We start from the raw sequence: 18,827 nt of genomic DNA, 5'->3' as shown, positions 1-18,827 counted from the left end.
TTTCATTTACTCGATCTCATCACATACCCAACACCGCGAACGGTTTGAATCAATCGTTTGGGATTATGCTCTTCGAGTTTGATCCGCAGGGTGCGAACGTAGACCTCGATCACGTTGGAATCGCCGCCAAAGTCATAACCCCAGACCTTTTCTAAAATGCGATCGCGGGTTAAGACCTGTTGGGGATTCGCCATCAAATATTCTAAGAGTTCAAATTCTCTCACGGTAAGCTCAATGGATTGCCCTGCTCGTTTGACTTCGCGGGTGAGTCGATTTAAGCTCAGATCTTCAAACTGCAACGTATCTGTATTCTCTTCCTTGGTGCGGCGGAGGTGAGAACGGATTCTCGCTAGCAGTTCCTCAATGCTAAAAGGCTTAATGATATAGTCATCCGCACCAGCATCCAGACCCGTGACGCGATCGCTAATTTCATCTTTTGCGGTTACTAGCAGAATAGGCACTTTAATTCCCGTCGATCGCAACCGTCGGCAAATTTCAATTCCCGACAATCCTGGCATCATCCAGTCTAAAATCACCAAATCGGGAGAAATCTGTCGCGCTAGGGTTAAGCCAGTCAATCCGTCGTTCGCCATGCTGACTTGATAGCCTTCGCAACTCAATTCCATTTCCACAAATTGAGCAAGTTTTATTTCATCTTCGATTAATAAAATTTGAGTTGCCATCGTTTTATCCTAACTACATCTAAAAATTGAATTCAAACATTGACTTGCCTAGAAAAATCAGTGTTTATGAAGCGGACGAAATCGGAAACATAACCGTAAACGTGCTGCCTTTACCTTGTTGTGACTGTAAGCCAATCGTACCGCCCATGGCTTCGGTTAACTCCTTAGCGATCGCTAAGCCGATGCCCGCACCACCTGTTGTACGGGCGCGGGAGCGATCGACGCGATAAAACAGCTCAAAAATTTGACTATGCTCCTCCTCAGGAATACCACAACCTTGGTCGCAAATACCAATCGCCATGCGATCGGCAATTTTATTTAACTTTATGACAATCGGGGTATCTGGCGGGGAATACCGAATCGCATTTTCCATCAGCTCGATTAAAATCTGCCGTAATTGATAGCGATCGGCAGCGATCGCTGCGAATTCGAGCCGCGATTCTGTTTGAATTTGGATGGTGCGTGTATGCTGTGTCTGAATTGTTTTTATGGCTTTATCCACTTCTGCTTTTACTAATAAAGTTTCCATATGAGGTGGCTCGATTCCATCACTGGCACGAGCGGCATCCAGCATTTTCTTAAGTAGTCCAATGGTTTGCTCCATTTCAGCGATCGCGATTTTTAAGGCTTCTTGCTGTTGAGCAGTTAAGTTATCTCCCCGCCGCAGCACGCTTTGCATATAGCCATAGATTAACGTCAGCGGCGTACGTAACTCGTGAGAGATGTTACTAATCAGGTGCTTTTGCTGTAATTCCATTTCTTTGGCTTGTGCTATGGGCGGTTCTAAAGGAATAGATATTCTGTTTTTTGTGGTTTGAAGAAATGGCAACAGTTTTTACGTTTAGTAAGGTTCTAGGAATAGCGAAAATCGTAGTTATATTTATACTAACGATCTGTGCAGGCTTAACATGATTTAACTTTAAGCATTTCCCTAGGAAAATCTTAATTCTTGCTAAAGAAATTCTTAGGGTATATTCAGCGAATCTTCATATAAGGCAACCTGAGTTCAGGATAATAAGACCTATGTCTGTAATATGTCTGTAAAAGAAGCTAGCTGGCAAAGGGAAAATCAGCAATCCAGTTCGCGTTAAGATTGTAACGGCGTGCTTTGTACCCCAAAAAATCTAATGATTTCGCATGTAGACTTTACGCAAGCAGGTAAAATTCAACGCACAATGGAAGTGCTCTCGGCACTCAGTTATCGTGCGGGTGAGTTAAGTACTTACTTGGAATCAACCGCTAAGAGTGTCAGCGAACTTATCGGTCTAGATTGGTCGGTGGTGACGCTATGCCAAGATGGGCTGGAGCGCGTGCTGGCGAGTTCTATCGACATTGGCGAAGCTGCGAATGATGTCTATGAGCTGCATGGCACATTGACAGGGCAGGTTGTTGAGAGCGGACGTTGTCTGGTGGTAGAAGATACTGACATCAATAAGGAATATGGAGAACCACCAGAGGGCTATCAATCCTATCTAGGTGTGCCTTTGCGTTTACCAACAGGAAACGTAATCGGTACAATTTGTTCCTTTCATCGACAACCCAGAAAATTTACCCTAGAAGAAATTCGTCTAGTTGAGGTTTTTGCCGAAAGAGCGGCAACGGCGATCGATAACTATAACCTTTACCAACAGCAGCAGGAACTCAATCAGAAACTGCAACAAGAGATTGAGGAATGCAAGGCAGTGGAACAAGCGCTGCGCGAAAGAGAAGAGCAGCTGAGCCAGATTGCCGAGAATTTGGAACCCGTCGTGTGGATGTATTCCCATGATGGTGTCCCTCTCTACATTAGTCCGCCCTTTGAAAAGATATTTGGGATATCTAGCGAACTTTGGTATCGCGATCGCCATGCTTGGAAAAATACGATCCATCCTGGAGACCGAGAGCAGGTATACGCAGCTTTCGATCGCTTTGATACCCAAAAATTTGACCTTGAGTATCGAATTATCCGACCCGATGGTCAAGTGCGTATAATTCGCGATCGCTCGTTTCCGATTGTGGATAATTTGGGGCAGGTCTACCGTATTGCAGGGATTGCTGAGGATATTACGGAGCGCAAACTGGAACAGGAAAAAACGCTTCAGGCAATGCAACGGTTGTCGGAATTAGGTGAGTTGGCAGCAACAATCGTGCATGAAGTTCGCAATCCGCTAACGACCGTGTTGATGGGTTTAACCTATTTTCAGCGATTAGAATTATCCGATGGTGCGCGTAAACGATTGGATTTGTCTCTGGGGGAAGCAGAACGGCTGAAACGCTTATTAAATGAAATTTTGCTGTTTGCGAAACGCGAGGTTTTGATCGCTGAGTCCATAGAGTTAAATGCTGAAATTGCAGAGATAGTTAGGAATATCTCTAGTAGCCCGATCGTTACCGAAAGACAGATTGAATTTCATCCACTATCCGTTCCTATTTATGTTTCTGTCGATCGCGACAAGTTTAAGCAAGTTTTGATTAACTTATTGCAAAATGCCTGTGAAGCCGTTTCGGCAGGAGACTCAGTTTTCCTGCAAGTCTGTTGTGACGATATCCGCAGCGAAGCCTCGATTCAAATTTGTAATGGGGGCGATCGCATTCCCCCCGAAATTCTAGCAAAACTGACGGAACCATTTTTTACGACGAAACCCTCTGGCAATGGTTTGGGTCTGGCGATCGTCAAAAAGATTCTAGAGGCTCATGGAGGGAGTTTTAAGCTAGAGCCAGGGACTACGGGCGGAGCGATCGTAGATGTGCGCTTGCCGATAAATTATGAGAGAAAGCTGAGCGTAAAATAATTATTCTTTCATGGATATATTAGAGAATCCTTAAATCAACTTCATACCTGCTTTAGCGAAGTTGACGATTATAGAGTTAAGGCGATTTCTGATTTAGAATTTACCCCACATAATCCCTCCCCTTGCACGCTTCCGCGAAGCGACTCCCCACTGGATCGAGATTTCTAGTTTTCCCCCTTTACAAGGGGGAATTAAAGGGAGTAAGTCCGAGTTGCTGGATAAAGGTAGTTTCTTAGAAATATCCTTTGTCAAAACTCACTTTAGCTAGGACTTCCAGCATCAAATAGCAACCCAATTGAGAGAAAGAATGACTATTTTCGATCGCAGGACGAGCACAGTACGTTTGAGTAGTAGGCAATCTCGCCTGAATCTAAAACACCTAACCGCTCCGAAAGACATTCATCATGATTTCGGCATAGATGTTGTAGAGGGATTAAATAAATTCCCTAAATCTATCCCTTCTAAATATTTTTACGACCAATTGGGTTCGGAGTTATTCGAGCGCATCTGCGATCTCGACGAATATTATCCTACGCGGACGGAAACGGCGATTTTACAAAGCTATGCTGCTGAAATTGCGGCAATTACTGGGGAATGCGAGTTAATAGAACTAGGCAGTGGGAGTTCGACAAAAACTCGAATTTTGCTAGATGCTTATCGCGATCGCGGCGATCGATTAAGGTATGTTCCCATCGATATTAGCGGTAGCATTCTCTCGAATAGCGCGATCGCTTTATTGTCTGATTATCCTACCTTGGCGATCGATGGCTTTGTGGGAACCTACGAATTAGGACTTCAGCATTTACCGCAACCTCACCTACCCACCAGATTGTTATGTTTTCTGGGCAGTACGCTGGGTAATTTTAGTCCTGATGAATGCGATGTTTTCTGCGATCGCCTCGCTGGGGTTCTACAAGCAGGGGAGTATTTGTTGTTGGGCATCGATTTGCAAAAGTCAAAGTCAGTGTTAGAAGCTGCATACAACGATCGCCTGGGTGTAACTGCTGCGTTTAATCTCAATCTTTTACGCCATCTCAATTACAAGTTTGAAGGTGATTTTGACCTCACTCGGTTTGAGCATGCGGCATTTTACAATCAGGAGCAGCATCAAATTGAAATGTATCTTCGCAGTCTTGGGCGACAGCGGGTGAATTTGCGATCGCTCGATTTATCGATTGATTTAGAACCAAATGAGACTATGCTCACGGAGATTTCGCGCAAGTTTAATCTCAAGCATCTCGCTCGTGATTTGGAAAGCAAAGGCTTCCGTCATATTAGGTCTTGGACTGACCCAAATCATTGGTATGGCTTGGTACTTTGCCAGATATTACCCTTACGATAGAATGAGGGCGCTATAATTAAGTGGTTCGATAACGCGATCGATCGTTATGGTTGTAGAAATCTCTAAACTAACTGCGGCAAAAGGATATCGCCCCCAAGCGATCGATACAACCATAGAGACAGACCTCCTATGTTTCGCACTGCTTCGACAAAAGACCGTGCAGGAACATTTACAGATGGGAGCGCAGCTAAACCGTAGCGCTCGTAAGCTGGCGATCGCAGGTTTCCGCCGCCAATTTGCCCATTTATCTTTTACTCAATTTAGCCGCAAACTAGCAGAGGCATGGCTGCCAAACTGTCCATCCACATATATTCCCCAAGGTTCGGAAATGACTTGGATTCAAGACTCGATTCAATTGGCAGGGCAGCTAGACTCCATTTTTAAGCAGCTATCTATCCCTTACTATGTCACGGGAGGCGTTGCCGCGATCGCCTATGGGGAAATTCGTACTACCCAAGATTTAGACATTGTCATTGAGATTTCAACGGAGCAGATCGTTCGACTGTCAGACCTACTAGAACAACAGGGATTTTATGTGGCTGGGCTAGAGACAGTGATTGCAGGGCAAATGAAGACCTTACAAATCACTCATATTGAATCGATTTCTCGTGCCGATTTGATCGTTGCGGTAGGGAATGACTACGAGCAGTTGAAATTTGCGCGGCGGCAATCTTATCCTCTAGAAAGTGGTATTGAAATCGATCTTGCTTCTCCTGAAGATCTGATCGTTAGTAAGCTAAGTTGGCAGCAGTCTGAAAAGCAACTGCGTGATGTTTTAGGCATTATGAAAGTTCAAGCGGATAACCTCGATTTTGCTTATATTTACCATTGGGCAAAGGTATTTGGATTGACTGAAGTTGTCGATCGCCTCTGTGTTGAGGCAGGAGTGAAAGCGATCGCCGATGCTGGGCAGGATTTGAATTAATCGGTTTTAAGCGATCGTTAAAGATATTTAAGTAACTTCTTAGCGAATCTTCATTTTCCAACTCAGCCAATATGGAAAGATGCTATGGAAAGACCTCTCTGGTCTGAAAGCATAAACATCTGAAGCGATCGCGAGGCAAAAGTGTTGGTAGCAATTAAAAATCCTTTACTCAGAACTGTCACAGCCGCATTTACAGCACTGTCTATTGTCACGATCGGTGGCACTGTAGCGATCGCTGTCACGAAATCAAATCACGAAACAGGCTACAAAACCGTTCTATATTCATCTCTAGCCGCCGCGATCGTGGGAGGTGCGCTAGGTTTAAGCCTCAAATATAAAGAGGTGAAAAAATCTACTACAACAGAACTTCAAGCAGAAACGACTTGGAGGGATTGGCGAAATCTCAAAGTAGTCAAAAAAGTCAAAGAAAGCGAAGAAATTACTTCTTTTTACCTTAAACCAGAAGATAACGGCGAACTTCTCAATTATCAACCAGGGCAGTTTTTGACGATTAAACTAGATATTCCAGAACAAAAGAGATCGATCGTTCGCACCTATTCTCTCTCTGACTATACTCATGAATACTATCGCTTATCGATTAAGCGCGAAGGTGCGCCCAAGGATCGAGATCTCCCTCCAGGTGTTGCCTCTAACTTCATGCACGATCGCATTGAGGTAGGCTCGATTATTCCTGCCAAGCCACCTAGTGGTAAGTTTTTCCTAGATCCGAAAAAGTCACTCCCTGCCGTTCTGATTAGTAATGGCGTTGGCATTACCCCCATGATTGCGATGGCTAAGGCTGTTACCCTTTTAAACCGCGATCGGCAAGTTTGGTTTCTGCATGGCGCAAGGTCAGGGAAATTTCACGCCTTCCGCGAAGAGATGTTGGAAGTTGCTAAGACAAATCCCAATTTACATTTGCATTATTGCTACAGCCAACCTAAAGCCGAAGATGAAGGTTACTATCAAAGTATGGGCTATACGGATGCTGCCTTGGTGGAGCAACTCGTACAACAAGAAGCCGAATATTTTCTCTGCGGTTCTCCTGCGTTTATGAAATCTTTAAGGGAAGGATTTATGGCGAGAGGCATCCCTGAGAGCCGAGTCTTCTTTGAGTCCTTTAGCAAAGAGCGTAAAGAGACTTCGCAAGCCGATAAGGTTGTTGAGTCGCCAAAAGCAGACATAACTGGAGAATCTGAAGTTGAGTTTGCTAAATCTGAAAAAAGTGTTGCATGGAACCCCGACAGTGGTTCCCTTCTCGATTTTGCCGAAGAGAACGATCTAAACCCTGACTACAGTTGTCGCGCTGGTGTTTGCGGTACTTGCATGTGTAAATTACTAGAAGGGGAAGTAACCTATCTGGAGACCCCAACTGCAACCATAGATGAAGGTTCAGTGCTCATTTGCATTTCTAAACCCAAAACGGCAAAAGTCATTCTCGATCTCTAAAACAATGGGAAACACGATAACCGCTTGAGCTGGCGGTTTTTTTGTTTAACTTTTTGTCTTTGCTAAATGAAGAAATGCTGAGGACAGAATGAGGTTCTTATAGGCAAAACTTTATGTAACTTGTATCTCGATCGCAGGTCGGCTTAAGGATATGAGGCGATGATGTAAGAGTCAAGAGAACGCAGATAAATCACTGTTAAATCGATTGACCTACCGTCTTAATTACATCATTCGGAGACCCAAGATGAAACTCACTTCCTTATTAGCTACTACCGCGATCGCCAGCATTGTTTCTATATCCGCAGTTCCCCTACAATCCTTTAATCCTAATTCTTATCAGGCATCAGCCCAAGAAGTTAAAACAGTTAAGATTGCAGCAGGTTTAACTTCTCAGCAAAAGATCGATCAACTTACCGAAGTCAAAGGTAAGCCAGGGAGCGGCGATCTACTACGTAAATTGTATGCAAAAGACCTAACCCCTGTGGGCATTCAGCCAGGTGGTGCAGGCATGGTTGTGAACCTATACAGCAAAGCCGATGATACGACTATCTCTCTTTGCACCGTCTATGATGTGATCGTGGCAGTTAAGAAAGGTTTGATTCCCGCATTCAACCCCAATGAAGTGAAGTAAGCACTGTCAATCCCTTCATCAATTCCATCCTGCTTTCAATCGAACTTATCACAGATCGGAGCTTTAGTTCTGTACTGCAAGTGTCAACTCTATTGCAATGATTCTGTGTCTTGAATCAACAATATTTGAAACACCCTCTTTCTATCTGGAAGAGGGTGTTTCAAATGAAAATATTTTGCGATCTCGTGGGCATTTTCTATACTAACGCTAACGATAGAAAAATTTTAAGGTGGAAGAGTTGGAAAAAAGCATTCCGAATTGCTAGAATCTCTGTAACTTGTTTGGATTAGTTACGCTATGGTTAAAATTACATTAGAAGTAACAGAGGAGTTGTCAGAAAAGCTAGAGAAGCTTGGCGATCGCTTACCAGAAATCCTTAGCCAAAGCTTAGAGCAATTAACTCTGCCAGCTTATGTATATCGTTATGTTTTAAATTTTTTGGCAAGCAATCCAAGTCCTCAACAAATTAGAGATTTTCGACCTACTCCTGAAATGCAAGAACGCTTGCGGTTGCTATCTATGCGGAGCAAAGCTGGAGATCTGACCGAAAACGAACGTAATGAACTAGATGAATACGAGCGCATCGAACACTTGATGGTTATGGTCAAATCTGGTAATCTCAGATTTCTCAAGGAGCAAGGGTGAGCATTAAATTACTGAAGAGCGAATCGCAGAACGGAAGAGACTATATATTTGATTTCCCCATCACACAATACCCTATCGACAATTATATCTAGCCATTCGATTATGAGCGTTCGCTGAACAGTTGATAAGAGAAGATTTTTCAAATATCAGGTTAATTAAATCAACTCTTTAGGAAGCTATAACCTCCATGCCTATTTCTCGAATGACAATTCTCTCAGATCGGAAAGAATTATTCTTGAGGAAAAGGTCATGAAACTGGAAGGAAAAGTAGCGTTGGTAACGGGTAGTAGTGGCGGTATCGGTCAGGGCATCGCGATTCGACTCGCTCAAGAAGGGGCAAGTGTCGTAGTCAATTACCGTTCCAACCCCGAAGGTGCAGAAGAAACCCTGTCGAAAGTCAAAGCAGCGGGTGGCAAATGCCACATGGCAGAGGGATTTTGCGATAACGATCGCGGTTACAGCATTGGAGCCGATCTGGGCATGTTAGACGATGTGCGTCACCTGATATCCCAAAGTATCGAGCATTTCGGTCGGTTAGATATTCTCGTGAATAATGCGGGTATTGAGAAACATGCGGACTTTTGGGATGTGACCGAAGCAGATTACGAAGCGGTGATGAATGTGAATTTCAAAGGCGTTTTCTTTGCTACCCAAGCTTTTGTGAAGTATTTGCTTCAAGAAAAAAAGCAAGGACGCATTATCAACATCAGTTCCGTCCATGAAGAATTGCCTTTCCCTCACTTCACTGCCTATTGTGCCAGTAAAGGCGCGTTAAAGATGATGACGCGGAACCTCGCAGTCGAACTTGGAGGTTATGGGATTACGATTAACAACGTCGCTCCCGGCGCGATCGAGACGCCGATTAATAAAAAGCTGCTCAACGATCCAGAGAAGCTTCTGCCTCTATTAAAGAATATTCCCTTAGGTCGCCTAGGACAACCCAATGATGTGGCTGCAATGGTGGCTTTCTTGGCTTCTGAAGATGCTGGCTATATTACAGGCTCCACCTTTGTGGTGGATGGCGGTCTGCTGTGGAACTATCAGGAGCAGTGATGAAAGCGCAACCTTTCCATTGGCAAGAATATCTGATTGAAGCGGTTGGTTTGGGCTTATTTATGATTTCAGCCTCATTGGTGGTTGCTTTTGTGGAACTGCCCAGTTCGCCTTTACGGCAGGCGATCGCCGATCCACTCTTACGTCGCTTTCTGATTGGCATTGCCATGGGGCTAACCGCGATCGCACTGATCTATTCTCCTTGGGGTAAGCGATCGGGAGCGCATATCAACCCGTCCGTAACCCTGACCTTCTGGCGGCTCAAAAAAATTACCTTTCGGGATGCCTGCTTTTACATTCTGGCACAATGCCTAGGTGGCATCGCAGGCATCTGGTTGGCTGGCGTTTTGATTGGGAAAGCGATCGCCGATCCAGCGATTAACTATGTGGTGACAACGCCGGGAGTGGCAGGGGATTTGGTGGCGTTTTTAGCGGAATTTGCGATCTCCTTCGGTCTGATGACGATGGTGTTGCAGGTATCCAATCGCGCGAATCTGTCTCAATTCACGGGATTGTTTGCTGGGATTCTAGTTGCGACTTATATTACGCTCGAAGCTCCAATTTCGGGAATGAGTATGAATCCCGCACGCACGTTAGGTTCTGCTTGGTCGGCTCAGGTTTGGCAGAGCATTTGGATCTATTTCACTGCGCCACCCATGGGAATGCTGCTTGCCGCTGAAGCCTACCTTCGTTTGGGTAAAAAGAGGCGCAATTCCGAGCTGTGTTGCAAGCTCTGCCCCAACGGTTCTACACCCTGTATTAGTCCCCTTTGCTGTCAGCAGTGCAAACTCTGAGCCTTAGTTTTTGCTGAGGAGTTTCTGAGCAAACAGAATTGCAAAACTCAGCATTCTTTACCGACTCCTCAGAGCAGATTCATTCTCGGTGGATTGCTCGGATTCATAATACGTTCAATTCAAGTTAACCGCTTAAGACATTTCAAGATCGCTTAGTTCGAGGAAAAGCTATGAAACCGACTCAATTCTTTGCACTGTCTTTGACTTCACTATTGGTCGTTGGCGCGATCGCCGCTTGCTCTGCCCTTCAGACTCCAGTTGCCGTTCAGCAGGAACCTAGTGTTGTGGCTTCTCCAAAATCGCAGCCATCGAATATTTTAAGCACTGGTTCCTTTGTCAAAGCCGAGCAGCCTACACAAGGAGACGTTCGCATAGTTACTGAAAATGGCAAAAACTATCTAGAGGTTGGCGAGAATTTCAAAACCTCCGACCAAGGCCCCGATCTGCAAGTCATTCTTTATCGCACTGCCAACCCGCCTGTATCTGGTATTAAAGAGAGCGATTACATTATTTTAGGCAAACTGCAAAAGTTCAGCGGCGCACAACGCTACGAAATTACCAGCAATGTCAATGTCAAGGATTTTGGCTCCGCTGCCATCTGGTGTCGCAAGTTTAATGCCACCTTTGGCTATGCCAAACTCGGTTGATTTTGATTCACGGCTCAATAAGGGGAACTTCTAGATTCTCCCCCTTTACTAAGGGGGGCTGAGGGGGATCTAACCTTAGAACGCAGCCAAAGAAACCTATGTATATCCTGTAGCCAATTAAACCTATGACTTTCTGTTTGAGTTCTTGTGAAGCGATCGCCGATCCAGATCGGTTGGAAGCTGTAAGTGTCAGATCTGAAAAGGCGGAAGGCAACCAACATCGCATTATTGCCACCATTCAGGTTCCCTATCCGATCGAACAGGTTTGGCAAGTTCTCACCGATTATGAAGCCATGCCCGAATTTATTCCCAATATGGTCAAAAGCCGACGCTTAGAAGAATCAGAATTTGCCACTCGGATCGAACAGATCGGTCAAGCATCTCTGCTAAATATTCGTCTCACGATTCGGGTGGTTTTAGAAATGATGGAAAAGTTTCCCCATCGGATCGATTTTCAGATGGTTGAAGGCGATTTCAAAGCATTTTCAGGGAGATGCGAACTCGATGCCAGTCCCTATAAATGCGGCACAAAGACCGATCTCCATTATTCCGTACAGGTACAACCCAAGCCGATCATGCCGATCGCACTTCTAGACAAACAACTTAAACACGATCTGCCCTTAAATCTCTTAGCGATCGAGCGCAGGCTAGATACGCTATTCGGCAGACAAGCCTGCTGAATTCTATTTTCCAACCTCTAACTTATCCCTTTCTCTCGTAAGGTCATCCATGAATCAGGCAAATCAACCTATAGTAATCCTTGGCGGAGGCTTTGTGGGTCTATTTACAGCCCTTCATCTCAGCCGCCAAAACTATCCCCATCCGATTATTCTGATCGATCGCCATCGAAATTTCAACTTTAAGCCCTTGCTGTACGAGTTACTCAGCGGTGAAATGCCTGTCGATCGCATCTGTCCCGACTATACCGAACTTTTAGCAGGCAGCAAGGTCGCTTTTATCCAAGGAAGCATCCAGTCCGTTGACCTGCACAAACGTCATATTACTTTGGAATCTGGCAAAACCTTTTTCTACGCAAATCTCGTCCTCGCTCTCGGTGGGAAGACTACCTATTTCCATACACCGGGAGCGCAGGAAAATGCATTCCCCTTCACAACCGAGGAAGAAGTATTTTCGCTCAGCCATCGCATTAAAGAGAATATCAATCGTGCCGCACAGTCCAAAGATGCAATCGAACGACGACAGCTTTTGACCGTAGTTGCGATCGGAGCGGGGCCTGCGGGTGTAGAACTCGCCTGTACTTTAGGCGATCTCATGCCAATCTGGTGTGCCGAAGCTGGTGCAAATCCTGAGGAGGCGCGGATTGTCCTCATCAATCGCAGCGATGAGATTCTCAAAGGGGATGTTAACAGTCGCCTGCGCGATACCGCCAAAGCTGCTCTAAAAGAATGTGCGATTCCAGTGGATTCGATCTTGGGTGCAGCGGTAACGGCAATTACACCCGAGGGCGTGGAGTACAAGCAACAGGAGCAAGTCAAGTTTTTGCCAGCCAAAGCGATCGCTTGGACGGCAGGAACCGAACCTAATCCTTTACTCAAAGATTTACCGATTCCGTCCGAACAGCGCGACAAGCGCGGACGACTGCAAGTGAGACCTTCGCTTCAGCTTATGGGATTTCCAAATGTATTTGTCGGTGGTGATTGTGCCTTTGTCGATGACAATCCGCAGCCCGCTACGGCTCAGGTTGCCTACCAGCAGGGAATTGCGATCGCATCTAACCTCTTGGCTCTAGCAAAAGGTGGAATGCCCAAACCTGCCCATATCGCCATGCGCGGTACGTTGATGAAATTGGGCTTGGGCAAAAGCGTTGCCAACCTCTTCGATCGCGTGGAAATCAAAGGTAAATCTGGTCACCTAGTTCGCGAAGCCACCTATTTGGAACTCCTACCCACACCCGTTCATAACCTCAAAGTAACAACGGAATGGTTGACGGATGAAATTTTCCAGCGCCATCAGCCACAGGTTTCAATCGAAGGCGAACCTGAAATTGAAATTGACGATAAACCTGTCAGCAAAGATGCATTCTTTCCTGGTATTGCCGCGATCGCCGCAGGGTTAATTCTGGCACTGCCGCTAACATTACGGGCAGCGAATCCTCAGCAATTTCATCAAAACTTCCACTGGTCAGGCATTCCCACATTACTCGATCGGCTTGCACCGCCTAATAATTCCAACTCTTAATTCGCTTAACCAACCAATTTGAACCCATACTTAAAAAGGAGAACGCAGTCATGTTAAGCAAACTGATCCCATTTCACAAACTTTCGCTCAAGCAAGCGATCGTGGCGAATCGCATCACCTTAGGCATATTTTTCTTACTTTCTGGAATCGCCAATTACCTAAATTTTAGCGTTCCCAATGGATTTTATCAGACGGTAACTACAGTGAAGCTGCAACTATGGGGCCCATTTCCCGCAGGATGGCAAGGTATCGGTCCATTACCAGAATTCATCGCCATTCCCTATGCATGGCTGCTCCCCGGAGCTGAGATCGTCTTAGGACTGTTATTCGCCTTTGGCTTCTGGATTAGATGGACGGGATTGCTCCTGATCTTGATGACAGCCAGTATCGTCCTTGCATTTGGCATTATCCCCGCTGGGAGTCTCTTCCCAAATGGCGCTGAGAGCTTTAATAAGAACATTCTATTTATGACATTGGTTTGGCTCTGTGTTGCCTATGATGTCGAAACTAAAAAGGCTCAGGCACGCAAGCTTGCAGAGAAGCAGAGACAGCTATCGACAATTAATTAAACAGGGACATCCTCCCAGCCCCTCTAACAAAAGGGAGGAGAATTCATCCCAACGTGAGTTCAGGTTAAGGATTTTTGGATATTGCGAATCAATTCCTTAGCAGCAAAGGTTGCGATCCCCTCCCAGCCCCCCTACCCTTCGGGAAGTCGCTGCGCGGCTAGGAAAAAAGGGGGGGGAAGAGGTTCTTCTTGATTCTTCCCCCTTGTTAAGGGGGATTGAGGGGGATCTTGAATTACATTGCGGTTCAGGGTTTCTTATCCCGAACTGACATCATCCTAGAAATCGATCGCTCCAGAAAACATCCCTAGAGTTAAAACCAGAGTTAAAACCAGAGTTAAAACCTATGTCTACCGAACACTACGATGTCATTATTATTGGAACGGGTGCGGGTGGTGGAACGCTCGCATATCGTTTAGCGCCCACTGGCAAGAAGATCCTGATTCTAGAGCGAGGTGCGTTTTTACCTCAAGAAAAAGCGAACTGGGATACCGTCGAGGTCTATCACAAAGATCGCTACCATACCTCGGAAGTATGGCATGACGACAGCGATCGCAGTAAATTTCACCCCGGTACAGGCTATTGGGTGGGTGGCAACACCAAAGTCTATGGCGGAGCGCTATTCCGTCTCAGAGAGAGAGACTTCGATCGCGTCGTGCATAAAGGTGGCATTTCTCCATCTTGGCCGTTGAAGTATCAAGACTTCGAGCCTTACTATACGGAAGCTGAAAAGCTTTACGAAGTACACGGGCAGAGAGGACAAGACCCCACAGAGCCACCCACCAGCGATCCCTATCCATTCGCACCTGTCTCCCACGAGCCTCGGATTCAGGAAATTCACGACGATCTGCAAAAAAAAGGATTGCATCCCTTTAACCTGCCTTTAGCGATTAAGTTGAATGAGGTCAATCGGCGTCTGGGAGCCTGCATTCGCTGCAATACCTGTGATGGATTCCCCTGTCTGGTCAATGGCAAAGGTGATTCTGACATTAACTGCGTGCGTCCTGCGATCGCGAAGGAAAATGTCACACTACTCACTGAAGCCGAGGTTCTGCGCCTGCACACTAGCCCATCGGGCAGAGAAGTCACCAGTGTAGAAGTGAGGCACAAGGGCGAAATCATGAGCTTCTCTAGCGATATCGTAGTGGTCTCCTGTGGGGCGATTAATTCCGCTGTACTTCTACTGCGTTCTGCCAATGAGAAACATCCCAATGGCTTAGGGAATAGCTCCGATCAGGTAGGACGGAATTTTATGAAGCATCAGCATGGAGCGGTGATTGGGCTGACACCTAAACCGAATCCAACAGAATTCCAAAAAACCCTAGCAGTTAACGACTTCTATTGGGGCGAACCTGGGTTCGATTACCCAATGGGATTAATACAGCTATTGGGCAAGGTGAATAAGGATATTGTTGCCACGGATGCACCAAAATTTGCGCCCGGCATGGCATTAGATGAGATTGCTAAACATTCCGTAGACTGGTTTGTGACAGCGGAGGATTTGCCCGATCGCAACAATCGCGTTACCTTCAAAAATGGAGCCGTACATCTCAGCTATACCGAAAATAATACGGAAGCCTTCGATCGCTTGCTTGCCCGCTGGACAAAAGTCCTGAAATCGATCAATTGCGGCGATGCGATCTTGCCCTGTTCGCTCTATTTTCGCAAAAAGCTAGCGATTCAAGCGGTTGCACATCAGAATGGTACTTGCCGATTTGGCGAAGACCCAGCTAATTCCGTTTTGGATCTCGATTGTCGTACCCACGATGTTGATAATCTCTATGTGGTTGATGGGGCATTCTTCCCTTCTAGTGCCGCTGTGAATCCTACCTTGACGATTATTGCCAATGCTTTGCGTGTAGGCGATCGCCTAATCGAGCGCATGGGATAAATTCTCTCAGCAAGTTCTCATGTTCGCATCAGATTTTTTAGCGAGAGTTTAATCAGCTCTCGCTTTTGCTTCAGAGGGTTCTCAGGATAGCGAGCGATACTTAACTCAAGTCAGAAAACACATTCCAATTTGGAGACGAAGATCATGAAAAAACTAATTTTAGGTTGCTTACCCGTTTTATTTCTTTCCACTGCTGCTGTAGTTCTTCCCGCCAAAGCTGAAGTCACAACCGTGGGCATGGCAGCGATCGCTCAAACTCAGTCACAACCTAGTGTTTCTCCCTTTAATCTTGCCTACTTGGCATATCAAGGATACTTTGAAGATCGAGGCATCTCTAGCTATGCCACTCTCATCGAAGATGTACGTAGCAGGAAAGTTACCCCAACCCAGCTTGTGCAAGCCGCAGTCGATTCCCAGAGACTTGCACCCTCAGTCCTCAACGATTCTAGCTATATCAGTGCTGTAGAATCTCAGTTGACTTCACTTGTGATGAATCAATAAATTTTGACATCTTAAGCAAGGGAAGAAATTTATTCTTCCCTTGCTCGTTTTTTTAGCAATTATTTTAGGAGAAAGAATCCTATGGCTATCCAAATCGAAAAAGCCTTGCTTGCTGTTATTTTCTCTCTTGCAGTGGGAGTCTTTGCCCAAGAACCGATGACAGTGTTAGGAGAACAGCGATCGCCTTTAAGCCATCTCTCCTCAGCTCAAGCAGAATCCCTTGCGGTCACAACAGTGGACTCAGTGGGCATCACGGTATCGGATATGGATAAAGCTATAGAGTTTTATTCACAGGTTCTATCTTTTCAGAAAATATCGGATATCGAAGTATTAGGAAGCGAGTACGAACGCTTGCAAGGCATATTTGGCATAAGGATACGGGTAGTCAGGATGCGCCTTGGCGATGAAATTCTCGAACTCACAGAATACCTAACACCCAAAGGACGACCAATCCCAGTCGAATCGCGAAGCAACGATCGCTGGTTTCAGCACATCGCGATCGCGGTCAGCGATATGGATAAAGCCTACGCACAACTACGTCGCTTTAAAGTCCAACATGCCTCGACTGCGCCGCAAAGAATTCCCGACTCCAATCTTGCCGCAGCTGGGATTCGGGCTTTTTACTTTAAAGACCCTGACGGTCACAATCTAGAGATCATCTATTTTCCCCAAGGTAAGGGCGATCCAAAATGGCAAAAGTCAGCCGATCGCATCTTTTTAGGCATCGACCATACGGCGATCGCGGTCGGCAATACGGAGACAAGTCTAAAATTCTATCGCGATCTTTTGGGAATGCGCCTTGCAGGTACGAGTGAAAACTTTGGGACGGAGCAAGAGCATCTCAATAACGTATTTGGAGCAAAACTCCATATCAGTGGCTTGAGGGCGACTACAGGCTTAGGCGTAGAATTTCTGGAATACCTTGCGCCCAGCGATGGTAAGCCTTATCCCTCTGATGCTCGTCCAAATGATTTGCTGCACTGGCAAACCACGCTGGTTGTAAATGATGCAAATGCGATCGCGCAAAAGTTACGGGCTTACCGCACCATTTTTATCTCCCCTGATGCAGTTGATTTTTCCTCGCGATCGCTCGGCTTTAAGCGCGGTTTTCTCATCCGAGATCCCGACGGTCACGCCCTCCGAATTATCGAGCGCTAGTACATTAAGATTATCTAGGTCTATAATTAAGCCTATGCCCAAAAAGATTAGAGAGTTAAGGTCTGCGCTCTCGAAGGCAGGTTTCCGAGTGGTGCGGACAAAAGGCAGTCATCAAAGATGGTTACATCCACTTTTGCCAGAATTACCTTTAACTATTGCTGGGAAAGATGGAGATGATGCAAAATCCTATCTTGAGAAATTGGTTGAGTCTGCACTAAATGCTTTAAAGGATAAAGAGTCATGAATCACAAATATCGGATTAACATAGTTTGGTCAGATGAGGATAAATGTTATCTAGTGGAGTTGCCTGAGTTTTCTAATGACTTGCAGCGATACTTTACGCATGGAGACACTTATACAGAGGCGATTGCTAATGCGGAAGAGGTATTAGAACTTTTAATCGAAGATTACGAAGCATCGGGTAAACCTTTACCATCACCTCAAGTATTGCAATTGGTCTAATGATTATTTCAAATGTTTCCTGAGATTGGGTCTCCTGTTGGGGCGGTGGTGGTTGGCTATACTGAGGACGATCGCAATCAAGTTTGGTTGAGTGTTAAGCCGAGCGTGTTGCAAAAGTCTTTGGTTAAGGATCGTGAACTAAATTACCTGCAATTCTAATGGTGTAGAGTCATTATTTTAGAATGCCCATTATTTCTAAAGAACAGCACCTTAATAAATCCACGATCCTAAGTTGAGAATGCCAGTTGCTAGTCAAGTGTAAATTTTGGGGCGATCGCTAATGATGGCGATTTTAAACCTTTGACATGGTACTTCCGAACGGTGATTGAGATTAGGGGCGATCGCTGTTTAGTGTTTCTGGTTGTGTTAGAGGCGATCGCATTGATAAATCGATCGTGTGTATAGTGAACAGTGATAGAGATTTAAAAATAACAATGAGTTTTGTTTTTGCAGATTTATTTGCTGGTATCGGTGGATTTAGACTTGCTCTAGAGAGCATAGGCGGCGAATGTGCTTTTTCTTCTGAATGGGATAAATATGCACAGATGACATACAAAGCTAATTTTGGCGATATTCCCTACGGAGATATTACCCAGATTGAACCATCTTCAATTCCAGATATTGATATATTAACTGCTGGGTTTCCCTGTCAACCGTTTAGTTCAATTGGCAAACGCGAAGGATTTGAACATCCAACACAAGGAACTTTATTTTATGACGTGGTTAAGATTTTAAAAGAGAAAAAGCCTAAAGCTTTTATTTTAGAAAATGTTGAAGGACTAGTAGCCCATGACGGCGGGAAAACCTTAAAAATTATATTAGATACTTTATCCGTATCTATAAATGGACAATATCTCTTTTTTAGTCAACCTGATGTTAGATATCATGTTTTTTGGAGTATTTTAGATGCCAAAGACTATGGTGTACCGCAGGTTAGGAAAAGAATATTTATAATAGGTATATCTGAAGATGTTTCCAAAGATGTGCCTAGTTTTATATTTCCTTCTCCTATTAAACATAAAGAATATATAGGCTCGTATATAGAAAACAATATAATTGGCCAATTCAAGGATGAAATGCAACGGGGTCTGATGAAGCAAAGAATACTTC

Annotated in this window: 21 protein-coding genes; 19 read left to right on the top strand and 2 right to left on the bottom strand. The window is 45.2% G+C overall.

Going from position 1 to position 18,827, the window contains the following annotated elements; all coding sequences use genetic code 11:
* Window positions 1–2 precede the first annotated feature (2 nt).
* On the bottom strand, window positions 3–683 hold the full coding sequence (locus V2H45_RS14290; protein ID WP_330484322.1) for a response regulator transcription factor: 681 nt from the start codon (window positions 681–683) through the stop codon (window positions 3–5).
* A 64-nt stretch (window positions 684–747) separates the two neighbouring features.
* Entirely contained in the window at window positions 748–1,512 is a 765-nt protein-coding gene (locus tag V2H45_RS14285; protein WP_330484321.1) for a sensor histidine kinase, read from the bottom strand.
* A gap of 298 nt (window positions 1,513–1,810) precedes the next feature.
* Between V2H45_RS14285 and V2H45_RS14280 the strand changes: the two genes are divergently transcribed.
* The 19 genes from V2H45_RS14280 to V2H45_RS14190 form a co-directional block, all read left to right on the top strand.
* The gene (locus V2H45_RS14280; RefSeq protein ID WP_330484320.1) at window positions 1,811–3,454 is read left to right on the top strand and encodes a PAS domain-containing protein; all 1,644 of its coding nucleotides are present in this window, start codon (window positions 1,811–1,813) and stop codon (window positions 3,452–3,454) included.
* 307 nt (window positions 3,455–3,761) lie between these two features.
* Window positions 3,762–4,796 carry an L-histidine N(alpha)-methyltransferase gene (egtD, locus tag V2H45_RS14275; RefSeq protein ID WP_330484319.1) on the top strand — a complete coding sequence of 345 codons (1,035 nt, stop codon included), beginning with the start codon at window positions 3,762–3,764 and terminating at the stop codon, window positions 4,794–4,796.
* A 46-nt stretch (window positions 4,797–4,842) separates the two neighbouring features.
* Window positions 4,843–5,721 carry a hypothetical protein gene (locus V2H45_RS14270; RefSeq protein ID WP_330484318.1) on the top strand — a complete coding sequence of 293 codons (879 nt, stop codon included), beginning with the start codon at window positions 4,843–4,845 and terminating at the stop codon, window positions 5,719–5,721.
* A 141-nt stretch (window positions 5,722–5,862) separates the two neighbouring features.
* Window positions 5,863–7,170, top strand: coding sequence for a 2Fe-2S iron-sulfur cluster-binding protein (locus V2H45_RS14265; RefSeq protein ID WP_408648786.1), 1,308 nt, complete (start codon window positions 5,863–5,865; stop codon window positions 7,168–7,170).
* Window positions 7,171–7,414: 244 nt separating this feature from the next.
* Window positions 7,415–7,801, top strand: coding sequence for a hypothetical protein (locus tag V2H45_RS14260; RefSeq protein WP_330484316.1), 387 nt, complete (start codon window positions 7,415–7,417; stop codon window positions 7,799–7,801).
* Between the two features lie 297 nt (window positions 7,802–8,098).
* Window positions 8,099–8,446, top strand: coding sequence for a hypothetical protein (locus tag V2H45_RS14255; protein WP_330484315.1), 348 nt, complete (start codon window positions 8,099–8,101; stop codon window positions 8,444–8,446).
* A gap of 249 nt (window positions 8,447–8,695) precedes the next feature.
* Window positions 8,696–9,499 carry a glucose 1-dehydrogenase gene (locus V2H45_RS14250; RefSeq protein ID WP_330484314.1) on the top strand — a complete coding sequence of 268 codons (804 nt, stop codon included), beginning with the start codon at window positions 8,696–8,698 and terminating at the stop codon, window positions 9,497–9,499.
* Window positions 9,499–10,293, top strand: coding sequence for an MIP/aquaporin family protein (locus tag V2H45_RS14245; RefSeq protein WP_330484313.1), 795 nt, complete (start codon window positions 9,499–9,501; stop codon window positions 10,291–10,293). The genes V2H45_RS14250 and V2H45_RS14245 overlap by 1 nt, the downstream gene beginning before the upstream one ends.
* A 170-nt stretch (window positions 10,294–10,463) precedes the next feature.
* A complete protein-coding gene (locus V2H45_RS14240) occupies window positions 10,464–10,940 on the top strand; it encodes a DM13 domain-containing protein (protein WP_330484312.1) in 477 nt (158 codons plus the stop codon).
* 125 nt (window positions 10,941–11,065) lie between these two features.
* Complete coding sequence (locus V2H45_RS14235) at window positions 11,066–11,620, top strand: SRPBCC family protein (protein ID WP_330484311.1); 555 nt, start codon at window positions 11,066–11,068, stop codon at window positions 11,618–11,620.
* Between the two features lie 49 nt (window positions 11,621–11,669).
* A complete protein-coding gene (locus V2H45_RS14230; protein WP_330484310.1) occupies window positions 11,670–13,139 on the top strand; it encodes an NAD(P)/FAD-dependent oxidoreductase in 1,470 nt (489 codons plus the stop codon).
* Between the two features lie 50 nt (window positions 13,140–13,189).
* Entirely contained in the window at window positions 13,190–13,708 is a 519-nt protein-coding gene (locus V2H45_RS14225; protein ID WP_330484309.1) for a DoxX family protein, read from the top strand.
* Between the two features lie 343 nt (window positions 13,709–14,051).
* Complete coding sequence (locus V2H45_RS14220; RefSeq protein WP_330484308.1) at window positions 14,052–15,596, top strand: GMC family oxidoreductase; 1,545 nt, start codon at window positions 14,052–14,054, stop codon at window positions 15,594–15,596.
* Between the two features lie 144 nt (window positions 15,597–15,740).
* Complete coding sequence (locus V2H45_RS14215; RefSeq protein WP_330484307.1) at window positions 15,741–16,097, top strand: hypothetical protein; 357 nt, start codon at window positions 15,741–15,743, stop codon at window positions 16,095–16,097.
* A gap of 81 nt (window positions 16,098–16,178) precedes the next feature.
* Window positions 16,179–17,255: a VOC family protein gene (locus tag V2H45_RS14210; RefSeq protein ID WP_330484306.1), complete on the top strand. Its 1,077-nt coding sequence runs from the start codon at window positions 16,179–16,181 to the stop codon at window positions 17,253–17,255.
* A 34-nt stretch (window positions 17,256–17,289) separates the two neighbouring features.
* Window positions 17,290–17,499, top strand: coding sequence for a type II toxin-antitoxin system HicA family toxin (locus tag V2H45_RS14205; protein ID WP_055074723.1), 210 nt, complete (start codon window positions 17,290–17,292; stop codon window positions 17,497–17,499).
* Window positions 17,496–17,717 (top strand): type II toxin-antitoxin system HicB family antitoxin, encoded by a 222-nt coding sequence (locus V2H45_RS14200; protein WP_330484305.1) that lies wholly within the window; start codon window positions 17,496–17,498, stop codon window positions 17,715–17,717. Before V2H45_RS14205 ends, V2H45_RS14200 begins: the two co-directional genes overlap by 4 nt.
* A gap of 12 nt (window positions 17,718–17,729) precedes the next feature.
* Window positions 17,730–17,876 (top strand): hypothetical protein, encoded by a 147-nt coding sequence (locus V2H45_RS14195; RefSeq protein WP_330484304.1) that lies wholly within the window; start codon window positions 17,730–17,732, stop codon window positions 17,874–17,876.
* A 275-nt stretch (window positions 17,877–18,151) separates the two neighbouring features.
* On the top strand, window positions 18,152–18,827 hold a 676-nt coding region (locus V2H45_RS14190), incomplete at its 3' end, for a DNA cytosine methyltransferase (RefSeq protein ID WP_330484303.1).

Source organism: Tumidithrix elongata BACA0141 (genome assembly GCF_036349135.1).
In the GTDB taxonomy this organism is placed as follows: domain Bacteria; phylum Cyanobacteriota; class Cyanobacteriia; order Pseudanabaenales; family Pseudanabaenaceae; genus Tumidithrix; species Tumidithrix elongata.
Note: the sequence above shows the minus strand (reverse complement) of the source record. Positions and strands in the feature narration are given on the sequence as shown.